The sequence below is a fragment of the Streptomyces sp. NBC_00490 genome (genome assembly GCF_036013645.1).
GTDB lineage: Bacteria > Actinomycetota > Actinomycetes > Streptomycetales > Streptomycetaceae > Streptomyces > Streptomyces canus_F.
Window position 1 is genome coordinate 9,372,948 of record NZ_CP107869.1, and the last position, 23,628, is coordinate 9,396,575.

22 protein-coding genes are annotated in these 23,628 nt (G+C 69.9%); 11 read left to right on the forward strand and 11 right to left on the reverse strand.

The window, feature by feature from the left end:
- Positions 1–165: 165 nt before the first annotated feature.
- Positions 166–2,343, reverse strand: a complete 2,178-nt coding sequence (locus tag OG381_RS42830) for a sensor histidine kinase (protein ID WP_327721367.1) — start codon at positions 2,341–2,343, stop codon at positions 166–168.
- A gap of 385 nt (positions 2,344–2,728) precedes the next feature.
- On the opposite strand from OG381_RS42830, the gene OG381_RS42835 reads away from it, so the two are divergent.
- Positions 2,729–4,312: a hypothetical protein gene (locus OG381_RS42835; RefSeq protein ID WP_327721368.1), complete on the forward strand. Its 1,584-nt coding sequence runs from the start codon at positions 2,729–2,731 to the stop codon at positions 4,310–4,312.
- Entirely contained in the window at positions 4,309–5,064 is a 756-nt protein-coding gene (locus OG381_RS42840) for a hypothetical protein (RefSeq protein ID WP_327721369.1), read from the forward strand. Before OG381_RS42835 ends, OG381_RS42840 begins: the two co-directional genes overlap by 4 nt.
- 84 nt (positions 5,065–5,148) lie before the next feature.
- Here OG381_RS42840 and OG381_RS42845 read toward each other — a convergent pair whose 3' ends face one another.
- On the reverse strand, positions 5,149–5,916 hold the full coding sequence (locus OG381_RS42845) for an aminoglycoside adenylyltransferase family protein (RefSeq protein ID WP_327721370.1): 768 nt from the start codon (positions 5,914–5,916) through the stop codon (positions 5,149–5,151).
- A 111-nt stretch (positions 5,917–6,027) separates the two neighbouring features.
- On the opposite strand from OG381_RS42845, the gene OG381_RS42850 reads away from it, so the two are divergent.
- Positions 6,028–6,870, forward strand: coding sequence for an alpha/beta fold hydrolase (locus tag OG381_RS42850; RefSeq protein ID WP_327721371.1), 843 nt, complete (start codon positions 6,028–6,030; stop codon positions 6,868–6,870).
- Here OG381_RS42850 and OG381_RS42855 read toward each other — a convergent pair.
- Positions 6,867–7,361, reverse strand: a complete 495-nt coding sequence (locus tag OG381_RS42855) for a PaaI family thioesterase (RefSeq protein ID WP_327721373.1) — start codon at positions 7,359–7,361, stop codon at positions 6,867–6,869. The genes OG381_RS42850 and OG381_RS42855 overlap by 4 nt on opposite strands.
- An 87-nt stretch (positions 7,362–7,448) precedes the next feature.
- Positions 7,449–8,174: a TioE family transcriptional regulator gene (locus tag OG381_RS42860; RefSeq protein WP_327721374.1), complete on the reverse strand. Its 726-nt coding sequence runs from the start codon at positions 8,172–8,174 to the stop codon at positions 7,449–7,451.
- Positions 8,175–8,232: 58 nt separating this feature from the next.
- Here OG381_RS42860 and OG381_RS42865 point away from each other — a divergent pair, with 58 nt between their 5' ends.
- Complete coding sequence (locus OG381_RS42865; RefSeq protein ID WP_327721375.1) at positions 8,233–9,438, forward strand: erythromycin esterase family protein; 1,206 nt, start codon at positions 8,233–8,235, stop codon at positions 9,436–9,438.
- On the opposite strand, the gene OG381_RS42870 is transcribed toward OG381_RS42865, so the two are convergent.
- The 3 genes from OG381_RS42870 to OG381_RS42880 form a co-directional block, all read right to left on the reverse strand.
- Positions 9,416–10,348, reverse strand: coding sequence for a GlxA family transcriptional regulator (locus OG381_RS42870; protein ID WP_327721376.1), 933 nt, complete (start codon positions 10,346–10,348; stop codon positions 9,416–9,418). The genes OG381_RS42865 and OG381_RS42870 overlap by 23 nt on opposite strands.
- 10 nt (positions 10,349–10,358) lie before the next feature.
- Positions 10,359–10,961 carry an isochorismatase family protein gene (locus tag OG381_RS42875; RefSeq protein WP_327721377.1) on the reverse strand — a complete coding sequence of 201 codons (603 nt, stop codon included), beginning with the start codon at positions 10,959–10,961 and terminating at the stop codon, positions 10,359–10,361.
- 72 nt (positions 10,962–11,033) lie between these two features.
- Positions 11,034–11,546: a GIY-YIG nuclease family protein gene (locus OG381_RS42880; protein ID WP_327721378.1), complete on the reverse strand. Its 513-nt coding sequence runs from the start codon at positions 11,544–11,546 to the stop codon at positions 11,034–11,036.
- 287 nt (positions 11,547–11,833) lie between these two features.
- Here OG381_RS42880 and OG381_RS42885 point away from each other — a divergent pair, with 287 nt between their 5' ends.
- The 3 genes from OG381_RS42885 to OG381_RS42895 all read left to right on the forward strand — a co-directional run bounded on the left by OG381_RS42885 (position 11,834) and on the right by OG381_RS42895 (position 17,311).
- On the forward strand, positions 11,834–14,149 hold the full coding sequence (locus tag OG381_RS42885) for a glycosyl hydrolase family 95 catalytic domain-containing protein (protein WP_443061983.1): 2,316 nt from the start codon (positions 11,834–11,836) through the stop codon (positions 14,147–14,149).
- A 61-nt stretch (positions 14,150–14,210) separates the two neighbouring features.
- Positions 14,211–16,112, forward strand: coding sequence for a glycoside hydrolase family 97 protein (locus OG381_RS42890; protein WP_327721380.1), 1,902 nt, complete (start codon positions 14,211–14,213; stop codon positions 16,110–16,112).
- A 272-nt stretch (positions 16,113–16,384) separates the two neighbouring features.
- Positions 16,385–17,311: a hypothetical protein gene (locus OG381_RS42895; protein ID WP_327721381.1), complete on the forward strand. Its 927-nt coding sequence runs from the start codon at positions 16,385–16,387 to the stop codon at positions 17,309–17,311.
- A 47-nt stretch (positions 17,312–17,358) separates the two neighbouring features.
- Here OG381_RS42895 and OG381_RS42900 read toward each other — a convergent pair whose 3' ends face one another.
- Positions 17,359–18,120 (reverse strand): class I SAM-dependent methyltransferase, encoded by a 762-nt coding sequence (locus OG381_RS42900; RefSeq protein ID WP_327721382.1) that lies wholly within the window; start codon positions 18,118–18,120, stop codon positions 17,359–17,361.
- Positions 18,121–18,309: 189 nt separating this feature from the next.
- Here OG381_RS42900 and OG381_RS42905 point away from each other — a divergent pair, with 189 nt between their 5' ends.
- Positions 18,310–19,146, forward strand: coding sequence for an endonuclease/exonuclease/phosphatase family protein (locus OG381_RS42905; protein ID WP_443061984.1), 837 nt, complete (start codon positions 18,310–18,312; stop codon positions 19,144–19,146).
- Between the two features lie 50 nt (positions 19,147–19,196).
- Here OG381_RS42905 and OG381_RS42910 read toward each other — a convergent pair whose 3' ends face one another.
- Positions 19,197–19,619 carry a VOC family protein gene (locus tag OG381_RS42910; RefSeq protein WP_327721384.1) on the reverse strand — a complete coding sequence of 141 codons (423 nt, stop codon included), beginning with the start codon at positions 19,617–19,619 and terminating at the stop codon, positions 19,197–19,199.
- Positions 19,620–19,779: 160 nt separating this feature from the next.
- Between OG381_RS42910 and OG381_RS42915 the strand changes: the two genes are divergently transcribed.
- Positions 19,780–20,763 carry a helix-turn-helix transcriptional regulator gene (locus OG381_RS42915; protein WP_327721385.1) on the forward strand — a complete coding sequence of 328 codons (984 nt, stop codon included), beginning with the start codon at positions 19,780–19,782 and terminating at the stop codon, positions 20,761–20,763.
- Between the two features lie 45 nt (positions 20,764–20,808).
- Here the strand turns inward: OG381_RS42915 and OG381_RS42920 are convergent, their stop codons facing one another.
- Together OG381_RS42920 and OG381_RS42925 are read right to left on the reverse strand one after the other, a co-directional pair.
- On the reverse strand, positions 20,809–21,183 hold the full coding sequence (locus OG381_RS42920) for a hypothetical protein (RefSeq protein ID WP_327721386.1): 375 nt from the start codon (positions 21,181–21,183) through the stop codon (positions 20,809–20,811).
- 47 nt (positions 21,184–21,230) lie between these two features.
- Positions 21,231–21,653: a hypothetical protein gene (locus OG381_RS42925; protein ID WP_327721387.1), complete on the reverse strand. Its 423-nt coding sequence runs from the start codon at positions 21,651–21,653 to the stop codon at positions 21,231–21,233.
- A gap of 231 nt (positions 21,654–21,884) precedes the next feature.
- On the opposite strand from OG381_RS42925, the gene OG381_RS42930 reads away from it, so the two are divergent.
- Positions 21,885–22,322 (forward strand): VOC family protein, encoded by a 438-nt coding sequence (locus tag OG381_RS42930; RefSeq protein WP_327721388.1) that lies wholly within the window; start codon positions 21,885–21,887, stop codon positions 22,320–22,322.
- 454 nt (positions 22,323–22,776) lie between these two features.
- Entirely contained in the window at positions 22,777–23,592 is an 816-nt protein-coding gene (locus OG381_RS42935) for a CAP domain-containing protein (RefSeq protein ID WP_327721389.1), read from the forward strand.
- Positions 23,593–23,628 lie beyond the last annotated feature (36 nt).

Below are 23,628 nucleotides of genomic sequence, written 5' to 3' on the forward strand. Positions count from 1 at the left end.
GGCTGTGTGACGTCGTGTTGCGAGAGTGTCAAACGGGGTGTGGTGCAGCGTCAAGAGGTTTCGAACAATGTCCGGCAGGTCGAACAGCGTGGTGACGGGTCCATCGCCCGGGGTGCGGCGCCCCGTTGGGCGGACGGCGTCGCACCCCGGGGGCTCGTCGGCTGCCTACCGGGGAACGTCCTCGTGCTCGTCATGTCCCGTCAGGCGGCGCCGCTCCTCGCGGTAGAGGTAGCGGCTCATCGCGTCCGTGCCCGACTGGTCCCGAGCCGCGTGGGCCCCCTGACCGCCCTGGGAGAACGAGTCCACGATGCTCCCGTCGGGACCCGCGAAGTGCGGTGCGTTCTCCAGGGGATAGGGGGAGCCCGCGGCCGGGTCGACGGGAACCTCGTGCGCCGCCGCGTACGTGATCGTGTGCGGCAGCATGATCAGCGACGTCGTGCCCGACTGCTGTCGCGACGGCCGCAACTGGACACGGATGCCGTGCCGGTCGGCGAGCCGGCCGACCACGAACAGACCCATCTGCCGGGAGATGTTGGCGTCGACGGTCGGCGGATGGGCGAGCTTGTGGTTGATGGCGGCGAAGTCCTCGGCGGTCAGACCGATGCCGCTGTCATGGATCTCCACCATGACCCGCCCGTCGGGAAGCCGGCCCGCGGTGACGTACACCTTCATCTGCGGTGTGGAGAACGCGGTGGCGTTCTCCAGGAGTTCGGCCAGCAGATGCACGAGGTCGCTCACGGCACGTCCGTGGATCTCGGCCTCCGGGACGCCCGAGAGCTCGATCCGCTCGTACTGCTCCACCTCCGAGGCGGCCGCCCGCAGCACGTCGATCAGCGCGAGCTGCGGCATGCCGTGATGGTTGGACTCCTCGCCGGCGAGGACCAGGAGGTTCTCGCCGTTGCGGCGCATACGGGTGGCCAGATGGTCCAGGCGGAAGAGGTTGTCCAGCTGGTCCGGGTCGGCCTCGTTGTTCTCCAGGTCGGTGATCAGGGCCAGTTGGCCCTCGACGAGCGACTGGCTGCGGCGCGACAGGTTGGTGAAGATCGCGTTGATGTTGCCCCGCAGCGCCGCCTGCTCGGCGGCCAGCCGCACCGCCTCACGGTGCACCTGGTCGAAGGCCCGGGCGACCTCGCCGATCTCGTCGGTCGAGGTGATCGGGATCGGCGCCACCCGGGTGTCGACCCGGCCGGGAGTGGCACGGTTGAGCTGGGAGAGCAGGGCCGGCAGCCGCTGCTCGGCGATCTGGAACGCCGAGCCGCGCAGGACACTCATCCGGCGGCTCATCGAGCGGGCCACCCCGGCGGCGATCAGGAACGCGGCGAGCACGGCGCCGAGGACCACGGCCGACAGCACGATGGCGTCCCGGCGCGCACTGTCGGCGATGTCCTTCGCGTTGGCGAGCGCGGTGTCGCTGAGATAGACCTCGACCTGGCGGTACGCGTCGAAGGAGAGCGTGGAGGCGGCGAAGAAGGAGTCGGCGGTGATGCCCTGCTCCGCGAGATCCCCGGCCGACTTCCCCGACGCGATCTCACTGATCATCGTCGTCATGGCCGGCGGGACGACGTAGTCCTCGCCGGCCGCGTCGGCACGCGCCGCGGCCTGGGTGACCTGCTGCTCGCCCTTGGTCTTCGCGGCCGCCAGCGCCTTCTGCAGCCGGGCCGTGTCCTGGCTCGTGGCGGCGCCGTCGAACTCCACCAGCGCGACCCGCTGGAGATAGGCGTAGGAGCGGAACGAGGCCAGCTGGGTGGCGAGTTCACCCTTCTTGAGCTTGCTGCGGTCCTCGGCCAGGATGTGCGTGCCGATGGCCCGGGTCAGGGACTCGGCCGCCTGTGTGAGCGAGATGGCGTACAGGGCCCGGCCGAAGCTGGCCTGGTTGCTGCTGCCGAAGCCGAGCTCGTTGGAGAGCTCCATCAGCGGGTGCTGGATCAGGTGGTACTTCTCCTCGGTCTGCACCCCGGGCAGCGCGGACGTGAACGCCGCGTCCCGGATGCCGGCGAGTTGCTTGCCGCCGCTCTGGACGACCTCGACCCTTCTCAGCAGACGCTCGGTTCGGGGCATCCGCTCCACCGCCTTGTCGAACGCGGCCCTGTCCTGATCGGTGACCTTGCGCACCTTGGCGACGACACTCGAGTCGGTGTCGCCCCGCAGCAGCGGCACGACCGACAGATCACGCTCGTTGATCGCGTCACTGGCGTACTTGTTCGCCGCCTGCACCAACTCCGCGACCCGGACCGCGTCGTCGGCGCTCTGCCAGGTGTCCACGGCGCGCGTCACCCTGAATCCGCCGAGCACGAGCGTGACCACGACCGGGATCAGCAGGATGGCCCGCAGCCGCCGCGCCACCCGCCAGTTGTGGGTGAAGGAGATGCCCTTTTTGCGCCCGGTCGCTTTCGGCTGCTCAGGCTGCTCACGCTGCTCAGGCCGTTGAGGCGGTGGAGCCGGCTGAGCCGCGGGAGCTCCCGCAGCTGCCTTGCGGGGCGCTGCTCGCCTTGCTTTGCTCACGCGACTACCGACCTCTCGACGACGGGTGGCCCGCGACCGTGCCCGGCTGGACGTGACGGGCGGTTTCCCGGCTGTATGTGTGCGGGGCCCGATCACTGCTCCTTTGAACCGTTACGGATATGAAGCGCTCCGTGTTCAGACCATGACAGCGCCGATCTTCTTCGCGTCTGGGACGAACGCTTCCCGTGCGCTGCATCAGCGCCGGATCTCCCCACCCTCGGGCGCCTTGACCCAGCTGATGCAGGGGAACCGGCGCCGGGCGATCGTCACCGGTTTCGTCGAGTACGGACCCCTCACCGCGGGCACCTCGCCGTCGCCGCTCGCCGAGGAGGGCGATGTGGCCGTCGTCAGCGCCTACTTCTCGCTGGACACCGGCAGGGTGGACGTCCCGAGGCTGAAGGACGTGAAGGCGACGAACGACCGGCAGCGCGCCGATTATGTTGAGGGCATGACGAACCTTCACCACCCGCGCCTGTCCGGGCTGGGCCGGAACCCGGCAGCCTCCGAGGGCGTCCTGGTGCGGCTCGCGGCTCACAAGGCCGGCCGGCACGGGATGTCGAGGCGGCGGGGGCCGGTGACGGATGCGGTGGTCGAGGCGCTGTTGGAGCACGACGACGGCGACGTCATGACCACCCTCCGCGCGGAGCAGATCTCCCCGGCCATGCGTCGCAGGATCGCCACGCATCCGAATCCCGCTATCCGCGACGCCCGCGCGGACTTCGTCCACCATCTCGTGGAGTTCGGGACGACGGTCGTTCTCAGAGACCTGGAGGAGGTCTACGGTCAACCCCTGGCCTCACTGGCCGCGGCGCCCGATCCCAAGCTGCGCGCCGCGGTAGCAGGCTCCTGGTACGACCGGCCGGCCCCGGTACAGGCGGCATTCCTCGCGGACCCGGATCCACGGGTGCGGGCGGCGGCCACGTACCACAAGCAACCGGGCGTGCCGCCCGAGTGGCGGGACCGCTGCCTCGCCGACCCAGCCGTACGGAAAAACGTGGCGCGCTACATCCCGCTCACCTGGGACCAGTTCATCGAGCTCATGCGCACCGGCGACGAGGACATCCAGCGGGCCGTGGCCGCCAACCCCCATCTCACCGCCGACATGGCGGCCCAACTCCTGGAGGTCGACGACCCGTTGGTGCGCATCGCGGCGGCACAGAGCCGACATGTCGACGACGCCACGCGCGAGCGGCTGTACGCCCTGCTGGAAGCCCGGCGCGTGGACGGCGACATCGACGCGGAGGTGGCATTGAGCTGGAACTTCACCGAACCGGACTGGATGCGTGAAGCGCCCCTCGACGAGCGTCTGAGCTATCTCGACAGCCCGCACACGGTGTTCCGGCGCGTACTCGCCGGCAGCCGCGACCTGCCCGAGGAGGCGTGGCGCCGGCTGGACAACGACCCGGAGTTGTCGGTCCGCCGCACCGCAGCCCGCCGACGGAACGCTCCACCGGACGTCCTGGAACGGCTGGTACGCGCACACGGCGACGTCTTCCACCACCGCCCCCTGCTCGTCGAGCACCCCAACTTCCCCCGCCACACGCTGCGTACGCTCGTCGACGAACCGACCCCGAACGTGCGTTACGTCGCCCTCCAGGACCCCGAACTGCCCGTGCCGGCGCTCCAGGAACTCGCCGCGGCCGAGGAGCCCTTCCTGCGCCGCGGCGTCGCCCGTCACCCCAACATCACGGACGCACTGCTGGACCGACTGCTGTCGGACCCCGACCCGAACGTGGCCGACGACGCCGCGGCCAACCAGGCACTGCGTCCCGCCCGTATGCACCGCATCCTCACGGAGGCCGACCTGTGACCCCGGCCCCCACGAGCCACTCCGCGACCGAACCGGCGGTGCAGTGCTCCATGTTCCAGGCCACGACCGGCCCGCTGGTCTCCATGGCCCTGCTCTCCCTGGACCTCGACGAGGTGGCGCGTCGACTGAGCCTGACCATCGAGGAGTCCTGGGACGGAAACGGAGCCGTGCGCGCCGCGTTCTTCACGCTCGCCGGTACGGACTTCGTCGTCACCGATCACGAAGGTGATCCGCCGGGAACGTACGTCTGGATCAGGAAGTCCGGACCCGTCGACCCGGCCGCCCGAACGGCCGTTCTCCTGACGGCACTCGGCGTCGGCACGGAGGTGGTGTCGTACTCCACGTGGGGCATCGGCACCGACCTCTCCCGCATCCCGGCCGCCTGGCATGGGTTCAGACACCGACCGGTCGACTCGCACCAGAGGTTCTGGGAGAGCTTCAGGGACCGGACGGGGATGTACCTCGGTCGCATCACCTACGAGGGGGCGGCGGCGTATCTCAACGGCTACGACCAGGGCTGCGGTGGAGCGTTGCTGCACGGTCTTCGGGAGTGGCTCGCGGACACGTACGGGGTGGGCGGGAACCTCGTCTGGTGGGCGCAGGTCGTGCTGATCGTCTTTCCCGAGGGCCGGCCGGACGCGCCGTGGTCGGAGGACCAGCACACCCGTGCCGTCGAAGGCCTCTTCGCCCTGCTGGAGGAGTTCTTCCAGCACCTCCAGGACCCCGCAGGCGTCCCACCACGGACCGGCTGACCCGCGGACCTGGCATCGCAACTTCTACCGCTACGGCATGGAGACGCCGTTCGCGTTCCGCAGCCCCGACGAGATGAGCCGCGGTCACCGTGCGGCCTCGTCCGACAGCCGGTCGATCTCGGCGAGCACGCGGTCCAGGTGCGGACGCACCTGCGCCCGCAACGCAACGCTCCAACGCTCCTCGGAATAGGTGCAGTTGAGGTAGAGCTGTCTGGCGTGTTCGAGGACGGCGCGATGCTCGGGCGGGAGCCGGGCGAGGGCCCAGTCGGCGGCGGCGTCCTTCGACGTGATCCGGCCGGTGGCGAGCGTGGTCCAGATGCGGGCGAAGGTCAGCACAACGTTGCGGGTGTCGCTGTCCAGGTCGTCGAGCAGGCCGGGGATTCCCGCCGCGCTCGCCCGGACCAGGTCCGTCCGCGGAACCGGATCGAGGATCTTCGCCGGGCTCGGACCGGTGAGAGGGCGGTCGCCGGTGAGCACCATGGTGATCAGCAGGGCCAGATCGGGCATCGGCTCCGGCTGGGGCACCTCCCCGGCCTCGTACTCCGCCCGCAGCCACTCGCCGTAGAGGAAGTCGACGGTCGGCGGATACCGCCACGGCCGCACCTCGGACTGGACGGGCACGGTGAGCTCGATGGGGCGGGCCTCGGCGCCGGAGCCGGAGATCCGCAGCAGCCCGTCGAGGAGGGCCCGTCGATCCCGCGCACCCATGCGCCGTCGGGAGACGACCAGCACGTCCACGTCGCTGGCCGGCCTGAGCCCGCCGAGCACGGAGGACCCGTGGAGGTAGACGCCGATGGCCTCGGCCCCCAGCACACCGCCGACCAGCCCCACGATCTCCTGAACCTGAGTCACCACGTCAGCGTCTCCCGCCACCCTGCGGATCGCACGGCAATATCTGACGGACCCGGCGGAATACATGTGACGGCTCCGCCCTTGACCGTGCCGTGGAGAGGAGCAGAACTCGTGAGTGACTGGGAGTTGGCCGAGACGTTCCGCAGCACGTCGGGGGAGGTGCGCTGGGGCAGCCTCGGCCCACCCGGCCGGGACCCGGTGGTGCTGCTGCACGGCACGCCGTTCTCGTCGTACGTCTGGCGCTCCGTGGCCCGCGCGCTGGCCCGCGACCACCAGGTGTTCGTGTGGGACATGCCCGGCTACGGCGCCTCGGAGAAGTCCACAGGCCAGGACGTCTCCCTGGCCGCACAGGGCAGGGTCTTCACCGAACTCCTCGCACACTGGGGCCTCGACGAACCCCTCGTGGTCGCCCATGACTTCGGCGGTGCCGTCAGTCTGCGAGCGCATCTGCTGCACGGAGCCCGCTACCGGGCGCTCGCCCTGGTCGACCCGGTCGCACTCGCCCCATGGGGCTCACCGTTCTTCCGGCTCGTCGGCGAACACCCGGCAGTCTTCGAACAGTTGCCGCCCGCCCTGCACCGGGCCCTGGTACGCGAATACGTCAGCTCGGCCAGCAGCCCCGGCCTGCACCCGGCCGTGCTCGACCGACTGGTCCGGCCCTGGCTCGGCGACTTCGGTCAGCCGGCCTTCTACCGGCAGATCGCCCAGGCGACCCAGCGCCACACCGACGAGATCCAGGACCGGTACGCCGACATCACGATCCCCACGTTGATCTGCTGGGGCGAGGACGACACCTGGATCCCCCCGGAGAAGGGACGCGAGCTCGCCGCCCGTATCCCCGGCGCACGTCTGGAACCGTTGGCCGGCGCGGGCCACCTGGTCCAGGAAGACGCGCCCGCCGAACTCACGGCTGCTCTCGCGGCCTTCCTCCGGGAACACGGTGAAGCACGCTAGGCGGCGGGCATCGGGAAGAGCATGCAGCTGCTCGTGGCGTGGGCCAGCAGGCGCTCCTCGGCGTCGATCAGCCTGGCCTCGGCGAGCGCGGTCTGCCGGCCTCGGCTGACGACCGTGCCGATGGCCCGGACCCGGCCCGTGTCGGCGGTGATCCGCTTGAGGAACTTCACGGTCAGGTCGAGCGAGGTGTACCCCATGCCGACCGGGAGGGTGGACTGCACGGCGCACCCTGCCGCCGAGTCGAGCAGGGTGGCGAAGACGCCGCCGTGCACGCTGCCGATGGGGTTGTAGTGCTCCTCGCCCGGGGTGAACGAGAACTCGGCCCTGCCCTCTTCCACCTCGTCGAGGGTGAAGTCGAGGGTCGCCGCGACGGGAGCCGCGGGCAGCCGGCCGGCCCGCACCTCACGCAGGAACTCCAGGCCTGAGGCGCGCCCCACGGCGGCGGCGGTGATCGCGGGGTCGTCCCACTCGTAGGTGCGTATGCGTCCCATGGCCCGGCGTCCTCCCTGCTGACTTCGTCGATCGAAGTTAGCCCGGCCCTCCTGGACTGTCAAAGGCCGGAGAGAGGAGGGCGGACCCTATCCGTGTTCGCGCAGGTACGCATCCAGCTCGGCGGCCCCGCTCAGCATCGCCCGCCCGCGGGCGGACAGCCGGTCCTGCCAGTCGCGCAGGGTGGCCTCCAGTGGCTCCGGCCCGCCGGCCGCCCGTACCTGGGCGATCAGCGGGGCGATCTGCTCCAGCAGGTAGCCGCCGCGCCGGAGTTGATGGGCGAGCCGGGCGTCCCGTACGTCGGTCTCGTCGTAGACGCGATACCCGGTCCGTGGATCGCGGCGCGGGCGCACCAGCCCGGCGCGCTCCCATTTGCGCAGCGTCGCGGGCCGGATACCGAGTTGGCTCGCCAGTACCCCGATGAACCCACCGGCGGACCGGTCCGCTTCGTCGGGCTCGGGCAGGGGCTCCAGGTCGCGCAGGGCACGCTCCACGGCCCGGAGGGTGCGCCGGTCGTCGAGGAGCTGGGCGTGGCTCTCGTCGATGAGGCGCATCGCCTCCTCGGTCGCGTCCTCGTTCACGGCCCGCATGATCGCCGTCGCCGTCCGGTGGCCGTGCCCGGGCACCAGGGCGAGGAACGCCTTCAGAGCCCGCGCGTGCAGCGGGTTGTAGGTGCGGTAGCCGTGCGCAGTGCGACCGGCGGGCGGAAGGATGCCCGCCTCCTCGTAGTTCCTGACCGCCTGTGTGGACAGACCGTGCCCGCGGGCCAGGTCGACCGGCCTGAGCGACTCACCGCTTTGAAGGTTTCGTCCCATGATCCTGGTGATATCGAGAAAAAGTTTCAACCGAAGGTTCAACGATAGCGTTGAAGGCATGGCTACTGATTTCAAGGACACCGTCCATGCGGTCGAGGCCGCCGCCGTCATGGGGCTGCTCCCGGGCAGGCCGCGGCTGCTCGCCCTGGGGGAGCCGACCCACGGCGAGGACGTTCTGCTCGACCTGCGCAACGACGTCTTCCAGCAACTCATCGAAGAGGAGGGCTACCGGACGATAGCGATCGAGAGCGACTGCCTGAGAGGGCTGATCGTGGACGAGTACGTCACCACGGGCAGGGGCACCCTCGACGAGGTCATGGAGCACGGGTTCAGCCACGGCTTCGGCGCCTCCGCGGCCAACCGTGAACTCGTGCGCTGGATGCGCGCCCACAACGACGGCCGGCCCGCGTCCGAGCGGCTGCGCTTCGCCGGCTTCGACGGCCCGCTGGAGATCACCGGCGCCGAAAGTCCCCGGCAGGCCCTCACCGCACTGCACGGCTACCTGTCGGCCCAGGTCGACCCGGACCAGCTCCCGTGCACCGCGGACACACTCGACCGCCTGCTCGGCGCCGACGGTCCATGGACCGACCCCGCCGCGATGACGGACCCGGCCCGGTCCGTGGGGCAGTCGGCCGAGGCCGGTCGACTGCGGCTGCTCGCCGACGACCTCGTGGCACTGCTCGACGCACACACCCCGCACCTGATCCAGGCGACCTCGAGGGACGACTGGGACCGGGCGCGACTGTACGGGCGTACCGCCACCGGCCTGCTGCGCTACCACTTCTGGATGGCCGACACCTCACCGGGCCGTATGACCCGGCTGCTGGGCCTGCGGGACTCGATGATGGCCGACAACCTGCTCGCCCTCGCCGAGCGCACCCCGGTGCTGGTCTTCGCCCACAACGCCCATCTCCAGCGGGAGAAGAGCTCGATGCGCATGTGGGACCACCCCCTGCTGGAGTGGTGGAGTGCCGGCGCGATCGTGAGCGCCCGCCTGGGTGAGGAGTACGCCTTCCTGGCCACGGTCCTCGGCACGATCCGGCACCAGGGCGTGGACACCCCGCCGCCGGACACCGTCGAAGGGCTCCTCTACGCACTCCCCGAGGACCGCTGCGTCATCGACCCAGCCCGCCTGGCCACCACCCTCGCCGACACCCGGCCCGCTCCCCGGGTGTCCCCGTACTACGGCTACGCCTCGTTCGACCCGGCGCACCTGGCCTCGACGGACGGCATCGTGTTCATCAAGGACGTCCCCCGGACCTGACTCGGTCCGTACGCGCGCGAAGGCGTCGCAGCATGCGGGGGTCCGTGAAGCCGACCGAGCGGGCGGCCGCGTCGACGGTGGCGCCGTGGCTGATGAGGTGCTGGGCGCGTTCGAGGCGGAGGGTCTGCTGGTAGCGGAGGGGGGTGAGGCCGGTGGCGCGGGTGAAGAGGCGGGTGAGGGTGCGTTCGCTGACGCCGACGGCCGTGGCCAGGGCGGGCAGGGGCAGTGGCTCGTCGAAGCGGGTGTCGATGACGTCCTGGGCGTGGTGCACGGTGTCGTCGAGGTGGGAGCGGTGCCGGAACATCGCGCTGGACTGCGGCTCATGGCCGTTGCGGCGGGCGTAGACGACCATGTCCCGGGCGACCCGCGCGGCGACGGCGGGGCCGTGCCGGCCGGCGACCAGATGCAGGGCCAGGTCGATGCCGCTGGCGATGCCGGCCGAGGTGATCACGCGGTCGTCGGAGGTGAACAGGACGTCGCGGACGACGAGCGCGCCGGGGTGGCGTACGGCCAGTTCGTCCTGCACGTCGTGATGGGTGGTGCAGCGCCGCCCCTTGAGCAGCCCGGCCCGCCCGAGCGCCTCCGCCCCCGCGCAGACGCTGGCCACCGTCCCGCCCATGGCGTGATGGTCCCGCAGGACCTGGAGGGAGGCCTCGCCGATGGCGGGCGAGTCGGCCAGGGTGACGGCACGCCAGCCGGGCACCACGATCAGGTCCTGGGGTCCGAGGTCGGGCCAGTCGGGGCCGGCCACCAGCGGCAGCCCCTGGGCGCTGGGGACCTGGGGCTGCTCGGCGACGTAGGTGAGGGTGTAAGGGTGCCCGAAATCGGCGGCTGTGGAGAAGACCTGCGCGGGGCCGGCCAGGTCCAGCAGATGGACTCCGGGCACCAGGAAGAAGACGACGTGGCTCACGATTCGGTCATCATGCCGGAAGGCCGGCCGCGGCTTCCAGTTCGTCGACCGTGGCGATGGTGGCGAACCGTCCGGCGAGGGCGTATTCGGTACGGCGGATGACCTCCTCGGCGGGCAGCGTGCGGGGGTCGGCGAGCAGTGCGGCGACGCTCTGGTCCTCGGGGGCGTCGCGGTGCGGGACGGGGTTGGTGGCGGTCGCGTCGACGACGAAGGTGACCTGGTATCCGAGGTCGCTCGCGAGGCGGGCGGTGGTCTCCACGCACTGTTCGGTGCGGATGCCGCACAGGGTGAGCTCGTGGATGCCGCGCTCGGTGAGGAGTTGCTGCAGGTTGGTGGTGGTGAAGGCGTTGTGCGAGGTCTTGTGGATCAGGGGTTCGTCGTCCGTGGGCGGCTCGACTTCCTCCAGCAGCCGCACATGGCCCAGGGCCGGGTCGAAGACGCCGCCGGTGCCGGGCTCGGAGTGCAGCACCCACACCACCTGGTCCCCGGCCCGGCGGGCGAGCCGGACCAGGCGGCTCACCTTGTCGGCGATCTTCGGGTCGGAGATGGTCTCCCACAGCGGCCGGGCGCGGAAGGACTCCTGGACGTCGATGACGATCAATGCTCGGGTCATGCGCCAAGCCTGATCCGCGCGGGCATGTCGACGACAGGCCGCATCGGGTCCGGCAGCGGACCGATCCGGTCATCAGCGCCGCTTTCGGGACTCCGGTAAGACAGGAGCGGTCGCGCCCGCTTCTCGGATGTCCTCGGTGAGTTTCGCGATCCTCGTTCTCTTCGTGGTGATGGCCCGGGTGAGCAGACGCAGATGGGTGGAGGACTCGGGCACGGTGTCCTCGAGTTCCACCAGCCGCCGCTGTTCCACGGCCAGTCGGGTTCTCAGGCGGGAGGCGGGGTCGGCGGGTGGGGGAGGGGCGGGCGCGTTGAAGACGACGTTGTACTGAGGGTGCTCGGCGCGGACGGCCTGGCGCTCGGCTGCCTCCGGGTCGTCGGGATAGTCGATCCGGATGGCGATGACGAGTGATCTCCAGGGCTGTTCGCGCAGATGGGTGCGTATCCGGGTGAGCGGGCAGATCGTGATCCCGACGTAGAGCAGGCCCTCGGGCCCGTACAGCCGATACAGGGCGGTGCGCCCCGCGGTGTGCAGGCTGCCTTCCTCGTCGAACAGGCCGCGCAGGAACCGCGCGTCGACATCGGCCATGACGGGGCCCTCCCTTCCCCTCGTCCTGTCTCCACGGTGGCACGAGGGTCTGACAACGGGCGTAGGCGCCGATACATCGGATGAGTTGGTGGCGTATCGGGGCAGCTCAGGTGCACCTTGAAGCGCACCCTCCCCTCGCTGCTTCAGTATTGGCCAAATTCCGTCACTGTAAAGGTTCTTGACAGTTGCATGGCGCATGCCTACGTTCCCCGATACACCCGATGTATCGATGATCCCTTCAGACCCGGAGGACGACGATGACCTCGCAGTCGGGGAAGACCTCACCCATGCCCCGCAGAGCCGTACTCGGCACGGCCCTGGGCGGCGCGGCAGCCGCGGCCCTGCCCGGGACGGCCCACGCCGAACAGCCCCAACGGCCCTTACCGGCAGAGCAGTCGGGCGATGACGGCCTGGCCGCCGAGCAGGAACGCCGCCCATGGAAACTCCGCGACACCATGACCACCGACCGCGCCTGGGAAGGCTTCCTGCGCGGTCAGGACCTGCTCTGGAGCAAGCTGCCCACCCTCTGGTACGAGGGCCCCTTCCTCGGCGACGGCCTGCTCGGCACCATGGTCTACCAGGAGCCGAACACCCAGCACATCCGCTTCACCGTCCAGCACGGCCGCGTCCAGGACCACCGGCCCGAGTTCGGCAGCGGCTGGGGCACCGCCCGCCTGCCGGTCGGCCGGCTCACCCTCGAACCGGTCGGCACCATCACCGCCGTCGACTGGCGACTGAGCCTGTGGAACGCCGAACTCACCGGCACGATCACCACCACCGCAGGCACCCTCACCCTCTCCGCCCTCATCCACGACGAGGTCCTCGCCGTCCGTGTGACGGCAGACGGCGACGAAGAGCCCTCCTGGACCTTCCACCCCGAGGAGGCCATCAGCCCCCGGAAGATCCAGGAGGCCCCGCCCGCCGGCTACACCCCCAACCCGCCCTGGGCCACCCGGACCACCACCGACGGCACCGAACAGACACTCCAGCCCCTCACCGGCGGCGGCCAGACCGCGACCTCCTACCGCCGCACCGGGGACGACCTGCTGCTCAGCGTCGGCCACAGCTTCCCCTCCGACACCGCCGCCGAGGCCGACTCGCTGCGCAACCTCCGGCGCGCCCCGTCCTACGACGTCCTCCGACGACGGCACATCCGCTGGTGGCACGCGTTCTACCGGAAGAGCTTCGTCTCGTTCCCCGATCAGCGGTTGCAGAGCTTCCACTGGATCCAGCTGTACAAAGTCGCCTCGGCCAGCCGCGCGGGCGGCCCCGTCATGGCCACCTCCGGTCCATGGCTGGAGCCGACACCGTGGCCCGCGGTCTGGTGGAACCTCAACGTCCAACTGGAGTACTGGCTCATCCACGGCTCCAACCACCTGGAACTCGACGCGCTCGCCACCACCCTGCGCCAGAGCCAGGAACAGCTCATCGCCAACGTGCCCGCCGCCTACCGCTCCGACAGCTCCGGCGTCGGCCGCAGCTCCGACATGTTCGCCAACCGCGGTGTGGGCATGCCCGGCACCGGGGCCGAGACCGGCGATCTGACCTGGGCGCTGCACAACGTCTGGCTGTCGTACCGGCACACCATGGACACCTCGCTGCTGCGCGACACCATCTACCCGGTACTGCGCCGGGCCATCACCTACTACCTGCACTTCCTCACCCCGGGCAGCGACGGCAAGCTCCACCTGCCGAGCACCCTCTCGCCCGAATACCCCGTGGTGCCGCCACAGGACACCAACTACGACCTGGCGCTCATCCGCTGGGGCTGCCAGACGCTCCTCGACTCCGCCGAACTGCTCGGCCTCGACGACGAGTTGATGCCGCGCTGGCAGGAGGTGCTGGCCCGGCTCACGCCGTACCCGGTCGACGGCAACGGCTTCATGATCGGTGCCGACACCCCGTACGCCCAGTCCCACCGCCACTACTCGCACCTGCTGATGGTGTACCCGCTGTACCTCGTCAACTGGGACCGGCCCGAACACCGGGACCTCATCACAAAGTCGGTGGTCCACTGGCACGCGCTGGCCGGAGCCCACCGCGGCTACAGCTACACCGGCGCCGCGTCGATCTACGCGATGACCGGTGACGGCGACACCGCGATCGCCTACCTGCGCAAGTTCTTCGACGCCGGCACCCGCTACCCCTGCCGCCCCAACACGCACTACACCGAGGCCGGTCCGGTGATCGAGACGCCGCTGTCCGCCTCGCAGTCCCTGCACGACATGTTCTGCCAGAGCTGGGGCGGCGTCATCCGCGTCTTCCCCGCCGTCCCGTCCACCTGGCGGGACCTCACCCTGCACGACTTCCGCACCCAGGGCGCCTTTCTGGTCAGCGCGGTCCGCAAGGCCGGCACCACTCGGTTCATCCGGATCAAGAGCCTGGCGGGCGAGCCGCTCAAGCTCCGCCACGGCCTCGCCGGAACCCTCACCGTGCTCCTCGACGACGGCACCCCGGCCCACACCGAGGACCTGGGCGACGGCACCCTCGCCATCGACCTGCCCAAGGGCCGCGAGGTGCTCGTCCACGCCGGCCGCCGCCCGGACCTCGTCATCGCGCCCGTCGCCATCAGCGAACCGGGCCCGGCCTGGGGACTGCCGTAGTCGCACCCGCCCACCTCACCCCGGCCTACCCCACCTCACCTCGTCAACAGGGAGGATTCTCATGGCGGTTCCGATCAGGACCGCGGCTGCCGCGCTGTGCGCCGGCCTGATGGCCACCCTTCTCACGGCCGTTCCCGCGCGGGCCGCACAACACGAGCACACCTGGACCGTGTCCGGCCCCGGGCCGGCCGCGACGCACGCACCCCACGCGCGGATATCCCTGGACGACACGACCGGCACGGTCAGCCTCTCCGTGACCCGCGACCGTCGTACCGTCATCGAGCCGTCGCCCGTCGGCATCGTTACCGAACAGGCCGACTTCTCCAAGGGCTTGACCTTCCTGCATCGCAAGGACCGCCTCGTGGACGAGCGGTACCGGACCAGGTCCGGCAAGCGGCTGGAGCGCCGGGCCCTCATGAACGAAACGCGCCTGTCGTTCGCCACACCCACGGGCGCCCGGCTCGACCTCGTCGTCCGCGCCTCCGCCGACGGCGTCGCCTATCGCTACGTCCTGCCCGTCGGCCTCGGTGACATCCTCGCCGAGACCTCCGCGTTCCGCCTTCCGCAGGACGCGACCGCGTGGCTCAGCACCTACCGGGTCGACAACGAAGGCCAGTTCGCCCAGTACACCGCGGCGACGGCCCCCACCGGCGACTACTCGCCCCAGGCCCTGTTCGCCACGGACGGCGGCTACACGCTCCTCGCCGAGTCCGACCTCACCGGCACCTACTCGGGCGCCCGCCTCGCCCACGAAGAAGGCACCGGAACCTACCGGATCAAGCTCGCCGACGACCGGGTCCGGACCACCGGCCCCCTCGCCACCCCCTGGCGTGCCATGGTCACCGGCGACCTCGCCACCGTCACCCGCTCCACCTTCACCGACGACCTGGCACCTGCCTCCAAGGTCACCGACCCCCGCTGGATCCGCCCCGGCACCGTCCTGTGGACCTGGCTCGCAGGCGGCCGCGCGGCCGGACAGAGCCTCACCGCACAGAAGGCCTACGTCGACTATGCCGCCGAACGCGGCTGGCCCTACGAAGCCGTCGACGCGGGCTGGTACTTCAAGTCCGACGAGTGGGACACCACCGACCCGAACTGGCAGACCAACAGCTGGATGCCCGAACTCGTCGACCACGCACGGGAGAAGGGCGTCGGCATCATCGTCTGGATCCACCAACGCGACCTCGACACCCCCGAGGAACGCGCCCAGTGGCTGCCCACGCTGGAGCGCTGGGGCGTCAAGGGAGTCAAGATCGACTTCATGAACTCCGAGGCCCAGTCCATGCTCCAGTGGTACGACGCCATCCTCGTGGAGACCGCCGCCCACCATCTCATGGTCGACTTCCACGGCTCCACGATCCCCAAGGGCATGCAACGCACCTGGCCCCAGGTCATGACCCTGGAAGGCGTAGCGGGCGAGGAGAAGCGCACCAACACCGCCGCCCACCTCACCACCCTGCCCTTCACCCGTAACGTCATCGGCTCCACGGACTTCACCCCCGGCGCCTTCCAACGCGTCGGTCTGCGCCCCAACTCCGACGCGGCCGAGACCGGACTCGCCGTCGTCTACGAGTCGGGCCTGCAGATGTACGCCGGCACACCCCAGTCGTACGACGAACGACCCCTCGCCCGCGACTTCTACGACCAGCTTCCCGCCGCCTGGGACGACATCCGACTCCTCGCCGGGCACCCCGGCCAGGAGGCCGTTCTCGCCCGCCGCGACGGCGACCGCTGGTTCCTGGGCGGGGTGTACGCCGGTACCGCCCGCACCGCCGAAGTACCGCTCACGATCGGCGCCGGACGATGGCTCGTCGAGACGATCCGCGACGGCACCGACGGACTCGTCCAGGACCGGCAGATCCTGCGCGGCGGCGACACGCTCGCCATCGACGTCACCGCCAACGGCGGCTTCGCCGGTATCGCCTGCCGGTGGACCCCGGGCATCTCCACATGTCACCGCTAGCCGTCCCAACTCCCCGCTGGAGGAACAGAGATGAGCGTTTCCCGGCGTACCGTGCTGACGACGGCGGCCGGTGCCGCAACGCCGTGCGCCGCCTCGACACCACCCGTGGCCGCGACCGAAAGCCGGTTACCGGCACCGACCCCGCACACACTGCGCTCGGCGGCGGACTACGGGCCGACTGGCGGCTCTGGCACCGGTGAGCAACGGCGGGTGACTGACGCCCGGTACCGGAGCGGTCGGGGTGCCGAGAGGCTGTCGATATTCTCGCGGGCGTGATCTACGAGGGAACGGCGGGCATGGCCGAGGGTGCCCCGACTACGGCTCGGCTGGCGGAGGTGCTGAACCGTGCCGGGCACGTCGTGATCGTCGAGGGGCCGCGGGACGCGGTCGACCGCGCCGATGTGGCACGGACCGTGGTCAGCGGTGCCGAGATCGGCGACCTGGCCCGGCTGTTGGCGATTGTGGACGGCGGCACGGGTGACCGGTGCCGGTGCATGGGCTGGCCGACGGTCATGGTGCACGACGTGCACGGCGAGCTGATCGCCTGTTGGGTGCTGCACCACCAGTCCGGTCTCCGCGGGCTCGGCGACTGCGACGCCGACCTGCGGGACGGACCGGCCCTCACCGAGTGGCTCGCGGAGCGAGGTCTGACCCGCTCGCGGGAGGTCCAGTCGGAGCTGGCCGCACAGGAGAGCGAAGCCGACCGGCGCCGGACGCGCTGGATCCGGGCCGCGCCCGCCGGGCTGTCCGACGCGGCCGCGGACGTGGCACACCCGCCGGGGCGCGACCACATGGCCTGGTCACGCCGGCTGCAAGACGCCAAGGCCCGGCTCGCCGCTCTCAGCCGAGAGTGCTACCCCGACGGGATCGAGCGGGCCCGTGCCCTCCTGGCCTGGGCCGGAGTTCCCTCCAGGGAGTCCACCGGCGGTCTTCAGTGGTACGACATGGCCGTACAGGAGCAGCTCCTGGGCGAGGATCCCGCCCTCGTCCTCGCCGCGGCGGCCACGCGGCCTTCGAGCCCGGACCGGCTCGACGGGGCGGCCGAACTCTTCGGCTCCATCAAGTGGACCGAGGCACACGGGAGGGGACTGCCCAAACCGCTGAGGTCGATGCTGATCGAGCACATCCGGGCAGACGGCACCGACGCCATGAGGTTCCGGATGAGTCACGGCTCTTACGGGGCCAGACGAACCGTGTGACTTGACGACATGGCGTGCGAGCCCCCCAGCCCCCGCCCGTGGCGCTGTCAGCCCGTCAGCCGCGCTTTCCAGATCTCTTCGCTGGGCCATTGCCGGGCCCAGTCGGCGGTAACTTCCATGTAGTCCCGCGCATGCTGGGGTGCCTGAACCTCAATCAGGTCTTCGACGACGAAACCGGAGGCCCGCAGCAGACGGAACATGTCACCGTGCGGCAGGACGAACTCCACGTGATTCCCCCAGTCCAGCCGCGTCAGGCCGAATTGACTGCGGGACAGGGTGGTGGAGGCCGGTCCCTCGGGGGGTACGCACAGCGCGAACAGCGGTGAGTAGCGCGAGAACACCAGCCGGCCTCCGGGAACGAGAAGCCGGGCCGCCTCCGGGATCCAGCGATAGGGGTCGCACCACAGCGAGGCGCCGTACTCGCTGATCGCCAGGTCGAACGAGTCGTCCTCGTAAGGCACCTCCTCGGCATTGCCGAGGACAAGGGGAAAGTCGATGCCGAACTCCGCCTGCATGGCCCGAGCAGTGCTGAGCTGTTGCTCCGAGAGGTCGATCCCGACCGGATGGGCACCTGCTCCGGCCAGCCAGGCGGACACGTAGGCGGTACCGCAGCCCAACTCGATGGTGCGCATCCCGGCGATGTCGGAGGGAAGCACGGAGACCTGCGACTCCGGGGTCCCCCATAATCCCCAGCGTGGTTCCACCTGCGCCCAGTGATCACGGGCGAGCGGACCGTGCCAGGCGGCCGCCTGGTCATCCCAGTACCGCCGGTTCTGCTCCAGATGGTCCGTGGGGCCGTCGTGAGTCATGGAGGTATTGGACCGAAGACGGCCGGTGCCCGGCAACGGAATTGTGACCTCGTCAGACGGCCTCTGAACGGTCTGACGGACCACCTCAGATCAGCCGTGAATGTGTGGGCGGCAACCGGGTCCCATAACCTCGTACATACGTAGTACAGGACGTCGGACGCCCTGTGTGTCGATAGTGGGGAGGCCGTGGTGTTCGGTAGGCGCGCGGGGTTGTTCGCGGGCGCGGTGATCGTCGCGTGCATGGCGCTCGTCGGCTCCGGTGCACTGGGCGGTGCTCTCTCCGGCAGGGCGGAGCCCACCGGCGCGGTCAAGGAGGTCGTGCCCAACCGGGTCATGACGTGGAACCTGTGCAACCCGTGCGAGGAGAGCAACGTCGACCGGGCGGCGGAGATCGCCGAGTACGCGCCGCAGGTCATCGCCGTGCAGGAGGCGTGCGCGCCTGACGTGAAGAAGATCCGCGACTATCTGGAGAGCCTTTTCGGGCTGGTCTACCACGTCGAGTACGGGTCGGTTCTGAAGAACTGGGGCCGTTGCGGGGGAGCGCCCTGGAATCCGGGCGGCTACGGTCAGGCGCTGCTGTCGGCGGCACCGATGACCGACCGCGTCAATGTGGAGTATCCCGACGGTGGGTCCGAGGACCGCGGCTACATGGCCGTCACGACCAAGGTGGGCGGCCAGTCCATCCGGGTCTTCAACACGCACTTCGCCGAACGTCGGCAGGAAGAGGTCCGGGCGGCGCAGGCCCGCGTACTCGCCAAGGAAATCGCCCGCCATGACCGCGCCATCGTCCTCGGCGACTTCAACGCCGTGCCGGACGCTCCCGAGTTGTCCCCGATATGGGCGCTGGCCACGGACACCGACCCGCAGTGCCGTCCCGGCTCGGTCGGCGTCTGCAAGCCGACCACCGAGTGGCAGAGCAAGTTCGACTACGTCTTCCTGCGAGGCATCACCCCGCTCAGGCACAGTGTGGAACCCAGCTCGTACTCCGACCATTACGTCCTGCACTCCGACCTGAACCTGACGTAACGCGTCCGGGCCGCCAGGTGGCAGGGACGGCCCGGACGGGGGCGGTCGGCTCAACCGGTGTACGGGGCGGTGACGTCCAGGACCCAGGTGACGCCGAAGCGGTCGGTGAGCATGCCGTACAGCGGTGCCCACTGTGCCGGCTCCAGCGGGCGGACGACGGTGGAGCCCTCGGCGAGCCTGTCCCACAGGGCGCCGATCTCGTCGTTGTCGTCACCGCGTACGGAGACGAAGAACGGGTTCTCGCCCTGGTTCCAGGGCAGCTGCGAGGGCACGTCGTAGGCCATGACGTGGAAACCGTCGGCGTCGGCCACCTCGCCCCACATCACCCAGTCCGCCTCGCTCTCGTTCCGCACGGCGCCCGCGTCCTTGTAGGTCACCGCGACGGTGCGTCCGCCGAAGACGGACCGGTAGAAGTCCAGCGCCTCTCGCGCGGTGCCCCGGAAGTTCAGGTGCGTAGTGGTCGTGACGGACATGATCTGCTCCTTGCCTCAAGGCGATGAAGACGCCGCCCACGGTCCAAGGCGCGGGTGGCGGCTGCCGTGTTCAGGAGCGTTGTCTCCTGAACGGCTCGGAGGCCACCCTGGTGGAGGTAGCGGACAGGATGTGTCCTGTACTGCGGGCAGGATGGATCTCATGCACAAGACATCCTCCCGACTGCTCGCGCTGCTCTCGCTGCTGCAAACGCACCGTGACTGGTCCGGCGAGGATCTCGCCGGACGTCTCGACATCACCTCGCGCACCGTGCGCCGTGACATCGACCGGCTGCGCGAACTCGGTTACCGGATCACGACGGTCAAAGGACCGGCCGGCGGATACCGCCTGGACGCCGGCGCCCACATGCCGCCCATGCTGTTCGACGACGGCCAAGCCGTTGCCCTGGCCGTCGCGCTGCAGACCGCGGCCTCCGGCACGACCGTCGCCGAGGACGCGACCCGCACCCTGGCCACGCTCCGCCAGGTGATGCCGTCCCGCCTGCGCCACCGCATCGACCTGCTGCGCATCACCGCCGTCCCACCACCCGAGGCCCGCGACGTCTCGCAGGTCGATGCGCGGGTCCTGGTGGAGCTGAGCCGCGCCATCCACGCGCGCGAGGAACTGCGCTTCGACCACACCCCCGGCGCCGGCACGTCCCTCGACCATCCTCGCCGCGTGGAACCCCACCACCTGGTCACCCGGCTCAATCGCTGGTACCTCGTGGCCTGGGACCTGGACCGGGAGGACTGGCGTACGTTCCGCGTCGACCGTGTCCGGCCCCGCACACCCACCGGCCCCCGCTTCACCCCGCGTGAACTCCCCGGCGGCAGCGTCTCCGCCTTCGTCACCGGCCGGTTCCGCGGCAACGACGGCGCCACCACCGACTGGCCCTGCCGGGGCGAGGTCGTCCTCCACCTCCCCGCCGCCGAGATCGCGCCCTTCGCCCAGGACGGAATCGTCGAGGAACTCGGCCCCCACCGCTGCCGGCTCACCCTCGGCTCCTGGTCATGGACCGGACTCGCCGCCGCCATCGGCCGCTTCGACACCGAGATCGACGTCATCGGCCCACCTCAACTGGCCACGGCGTGCGCGGACCTCGCCGCCCGCTACGCCCGCGCCGCACGCGCGGCAGGGTCGGACTGACCGTGTCTCGCGTGCGGCAGGCAGGGCGTGCGGGCTACGTCCGGATCACGGAGGGGAGCAGGGGTAGTTGTCGCCGGTGCCCAGCGCAAGGGAATTGATCGGGCTCAGGTCCTGGGGGAACCCCCATCCCGCGTAGATGACGGTGGTTCCTCTGCCGGTTCCGTTGTACCCGGTGCACAGCTCCACCCAGGCGCTGTCGTACTGGTTGTTCATCACGAAGTGTTCGCCGTACTGGTTGCTGAGGTTGTGCGGACCGTAGGCCCAGTACACACCGCCGCTTTGGATACCCGAGTTCGGGTCGGCGGTGTTGTAGAGGCACACGGCTCCGTAGGGGCATCCGTAGTCGTTGTGAGCAGCGGACGCGGGCCCGGCGGTGACGGCCATGAGCGACCCGGCCACCGCGACGGCCGAAACCGCCATTCTCATGAGTTTGCTGAACATCGCGAGTACCTCCTTGTCGTTGCCGGTCAGCAGTTGCGGATCGACCAGACCGGTTCCCAGTCCACGTCGGGTGCGTCCGTGCTGACCGGGAAGGTCTGGATCACGTCGCCGTTCTGGCCGTAGGTCGTTGCCTGGGCGGCGTCGGTCTGGCTGTTCATGACCTCGCCCGTGCCATGCCAGTTCGACAGGTAATAGCGGTCGCAGTCGTACAGGAAGAAGACCCGCCACTGCTCGACAGTGGGGTCCCAGACGCCGGCACAGAAGTTGCCTGTGTCGCAGGTGACGTGGCTGCCGGAGGGCACCAGCTGTGAGGGGGCGGCCGGTGAGATCGTCGGGGCGACGGCGGACGTGGCGGACGAGGCCGCCTGGGCCGTGCCGGAGGCGAGGACGGAGGCCAGCACCAGGGTCATGGTGCCGACCGCAGCGAGGAGAGAGCGCTGGGGACGCATGGTCGCGTTGCTCCTGTGGGTGTCGAGCGGAGGGCCGCTGCGGGATCGGGCTGTGGCGGACTGCCGGAGGTGGTGCGCCCAGCAACGTAGAGGGCAGCCGGGCCCAGTGGTCCCTGACAGATGTCAGGGACCCGCAGCGAGTCCGAGAGGACGCGGTGATGCGGCCGGCCTCGCCCCCTTACGGCGGCGGTCACGGAGTGGGCTTCGGCCCGGCTCGGTAGCATGCGGCGCATGGGCATCAAACTTGAGAACGTCGGCATCGCCGTTCGCGACCTCGAAGCGACGATCGCCTTTTTCACCGACCTCGGCCTCACGGTCCTCGGCCGTGACACGGTCAGTGGTGAGTGGACCGACACCGCCGTCGGGCTCGACGGCAACCACGCCAACATCGCGATGCTCCAGACGCCGGACGGCCAAGGCCGCCTCGAGCTCTTCGAGTACATCCACCCCGAAGCGATCGAGACGGAGCCCACGCTTCCCAACGAGATCGGCATGCATCGCGTGGCCTTCTCGGTCGACGACATCGACAAGGCCCTCGAGGCGGCCGCGAAGCACGGATGCCGTCCGCTTCGCGGTGTGGCGACCTATGAGGACATCTACAAACTCACCTACCTCCGAGGGCCCAGCGGCATCCTTGTGATGCTCGCCGAGGAGCTGAAGAAGAACTGACCTGGGTGCCTCCTGGTTGCCACTGGGCGCCGCCAGGTTGCCGTCGGTCTCACACATCGCATTATCGTGATGTGTGTCACGCCGGAATTGCGCTCCATGGCATCGATTGACGGGTTACCGAAGGTAATAACTGTGCTCTTTTGAAGCCGAATCGGGAGTTTGTCGCCGTGAACGGCTTATTCGGCCGCGCGTCATGTCGGTGATCGCGGTCGTGGAGGAGCCCTTTCGGGCTGGTCGGGCGTGGCGTGGGGCGTGCGTACGGCGGCGCCTCGTCTGTCGAGGGCTCATCGCGTCAACGCTCGGCAGCGGCACAGGCGTTCGTTGCCCGGTGTGCTGGGCGATCCCCATAATGACCGGGCTCGCCAGGGCCGAGGTGAGCGGCTGAACGCACCCGCTTGCGATGCGGGGTGCCGCTTTTTGACGCAGAATTCCGGATCACCGAATGAGGCCACGCATGAGCAAACACCGTCAGAAATCGAAACGCCAGAAAATAGCCGGTGCCGCGGTCGCCGCGGTTGTTGTGGGCGCCGTGGGCATTCCTTCGGTCGCCCAGGCGAGCGGCGGCGGGCTGGGAGGCTGGCGTGTCGTCTCGTTCCCCTGGTGGGGAGGGGGCACGTCCGATCCCGTGGCCGAGCCGAGGCCCTCGGGGTCACCGGTCCCGTCCGCGACCGCCTCGGGCACCTCCGCCACAGCCGCTCCGTCCGCCACCCCGAGCGCCTCCCCCTTCGGTGCCACCCCGAGCGCGTCGCCCTCGGCGGCCGACAGTCAGTCCGTTCCGCCTGCCTCCGTCACGCCTGCCTCCGACGTGCCCGACGAGTCCACGTCGCCCTCGGCCTCTCCGCAGGCCACAAGCTCCAGCGGCGCCCCTGGCCCGTCCGTCGGCAGTGCCGATCCCGGACCCACCGAGCGTGTGCTGGTCCTCGTCAACGCCGAGCGCGAAAAGGCCGGTTGTGCGCCGCTGACCGAGAACGCCAAACTCACCAAGGCCGCTCAGGACCACAGCCAGGACATGGCCGATCACCAGAACATGTCCCACACCGGTTCCGACGGTTCGTCCATGACCGACCGGCTCGCCCGCGTCGGGTACAAGTTCAGGTCGGCGGGAGAGAACGTCGCCTACGGGTACACCACCCCCGAGAGCGTCATGGACGGCTGGATGAACAGCTCCGGGCACCGGGCCAACATCCTCAACTGCGGCTTCAAGGAGATCGGCATCGGTCTGGCCCAGCCGGGCCACTACTGGACGCAGGACTTCGGCTCGGCCGCATAGCCGCAAGCCGAGTCAGCAGGTCCGCTGCTGACGCAG

Excerpts from the sequence above, each read along its gene's own strand:
- OG381_RS42855 (WP_327721373.1), bottom strand. The coding sequence starts at position 7,361 with ATGGGACGCATACGCACCTACGAGTGGGACGACCCCGCGATCACCGCC.
- OG381_RS42860 (WP_327721374.1), bottom strand. The coding sequence starts at position 8,174 with ATGGGACGAAACCTTCAAAGCGGTGAGTCGCTCAGGCCGGTCGACCTG.
- OG381_RS42865 (WP_327721375.1), top strand. The coding sequence starts at position 8,233 with ATGGCTACTGATTTCAAGGACACCGTCCATGCGGTCGAGGCCGCCGCC.
- OG381_RS42875 (WP_327721377.1), bottom strand. The coding sequence starts at position 10,961 with ATGACCCGAGCATTGATCGTCATCGACGTCCAGGAGTCCTTCCGCGCC.
- OG381_RS42880 (WP_327721378.1), bottom strand. The coding sequence starts at position 11,546 with ATGGCCGATGTCGACGCGCGGTTCCTGCGCGGCCTGTTCGACGAGGAA.
- OG381_RS42885 (WP_443061983.1), top strand. The coding sequence starts at position 11,834 with ATGCCCCGCAGAGCCGTACTCGGCACGGCCCTGGGCGGCGCGGCAGCC.
- OG381_RS42890 (WP_327721380.1), top strand. The coding sequence starts at position 14,211 with ATGGCGGTTCCGATCAGGACCGCGGCTGCCGCGCTGTGCGCCGGCCTG.
- OG381_RS42900 (WP_327721382.1), bottom strand. The coding sequence starts at position 18,120 with ATGACTCACGACGGCCCCACGGACCATCTGGAGCAGAACCGGCGGTAC.
- OG381_RS42910 (WP_327721384.1), bottom strand. The coding sequence starts at position 19,619 with ATGTCCGTCACGACCACTACGCACCTGAACTTCCGGGGCACCGCGCGA.
- OG381_RS42915 (WP_327721385.1), top strand. The coding sequence starts at position 19,780 with ATGCACAAGACATCCTCCCGACTGCTCGCGCTGCTCTCGCTGCTGCAA.
- OG381_RS42920 (WP_327721386.1), bottom strand. The coding sequence starts at position 21,183 with ATGGCGGTTTCGGCCGTCGCGGTGGCCGGGTCGCTCATGGCCGTCACC.
- OG381_RS42925 (WP_327721387.1), bottom strand. The coding sequence starts at position 21,653 with ATGCGTCCCCAGCGCTCTCTCCTCGCTGCGGTCGGCACCATGACCCTG.
- OG381_RS42930 (WP_327721388.1), top strand. The coding sequence starts at position 21,885 with ATGGGCATCAAACTTGAGAACGTCGGCATCGCCGTTCGCGACCTCGAA.
- OG381_RS42935 (WP_327721389.1), top strand. The coding sequence starts at position 22,777 with ATGAGCAAACACCGTCAGAAATCGAAACGCCAGAAAATAGCCGGTGCC.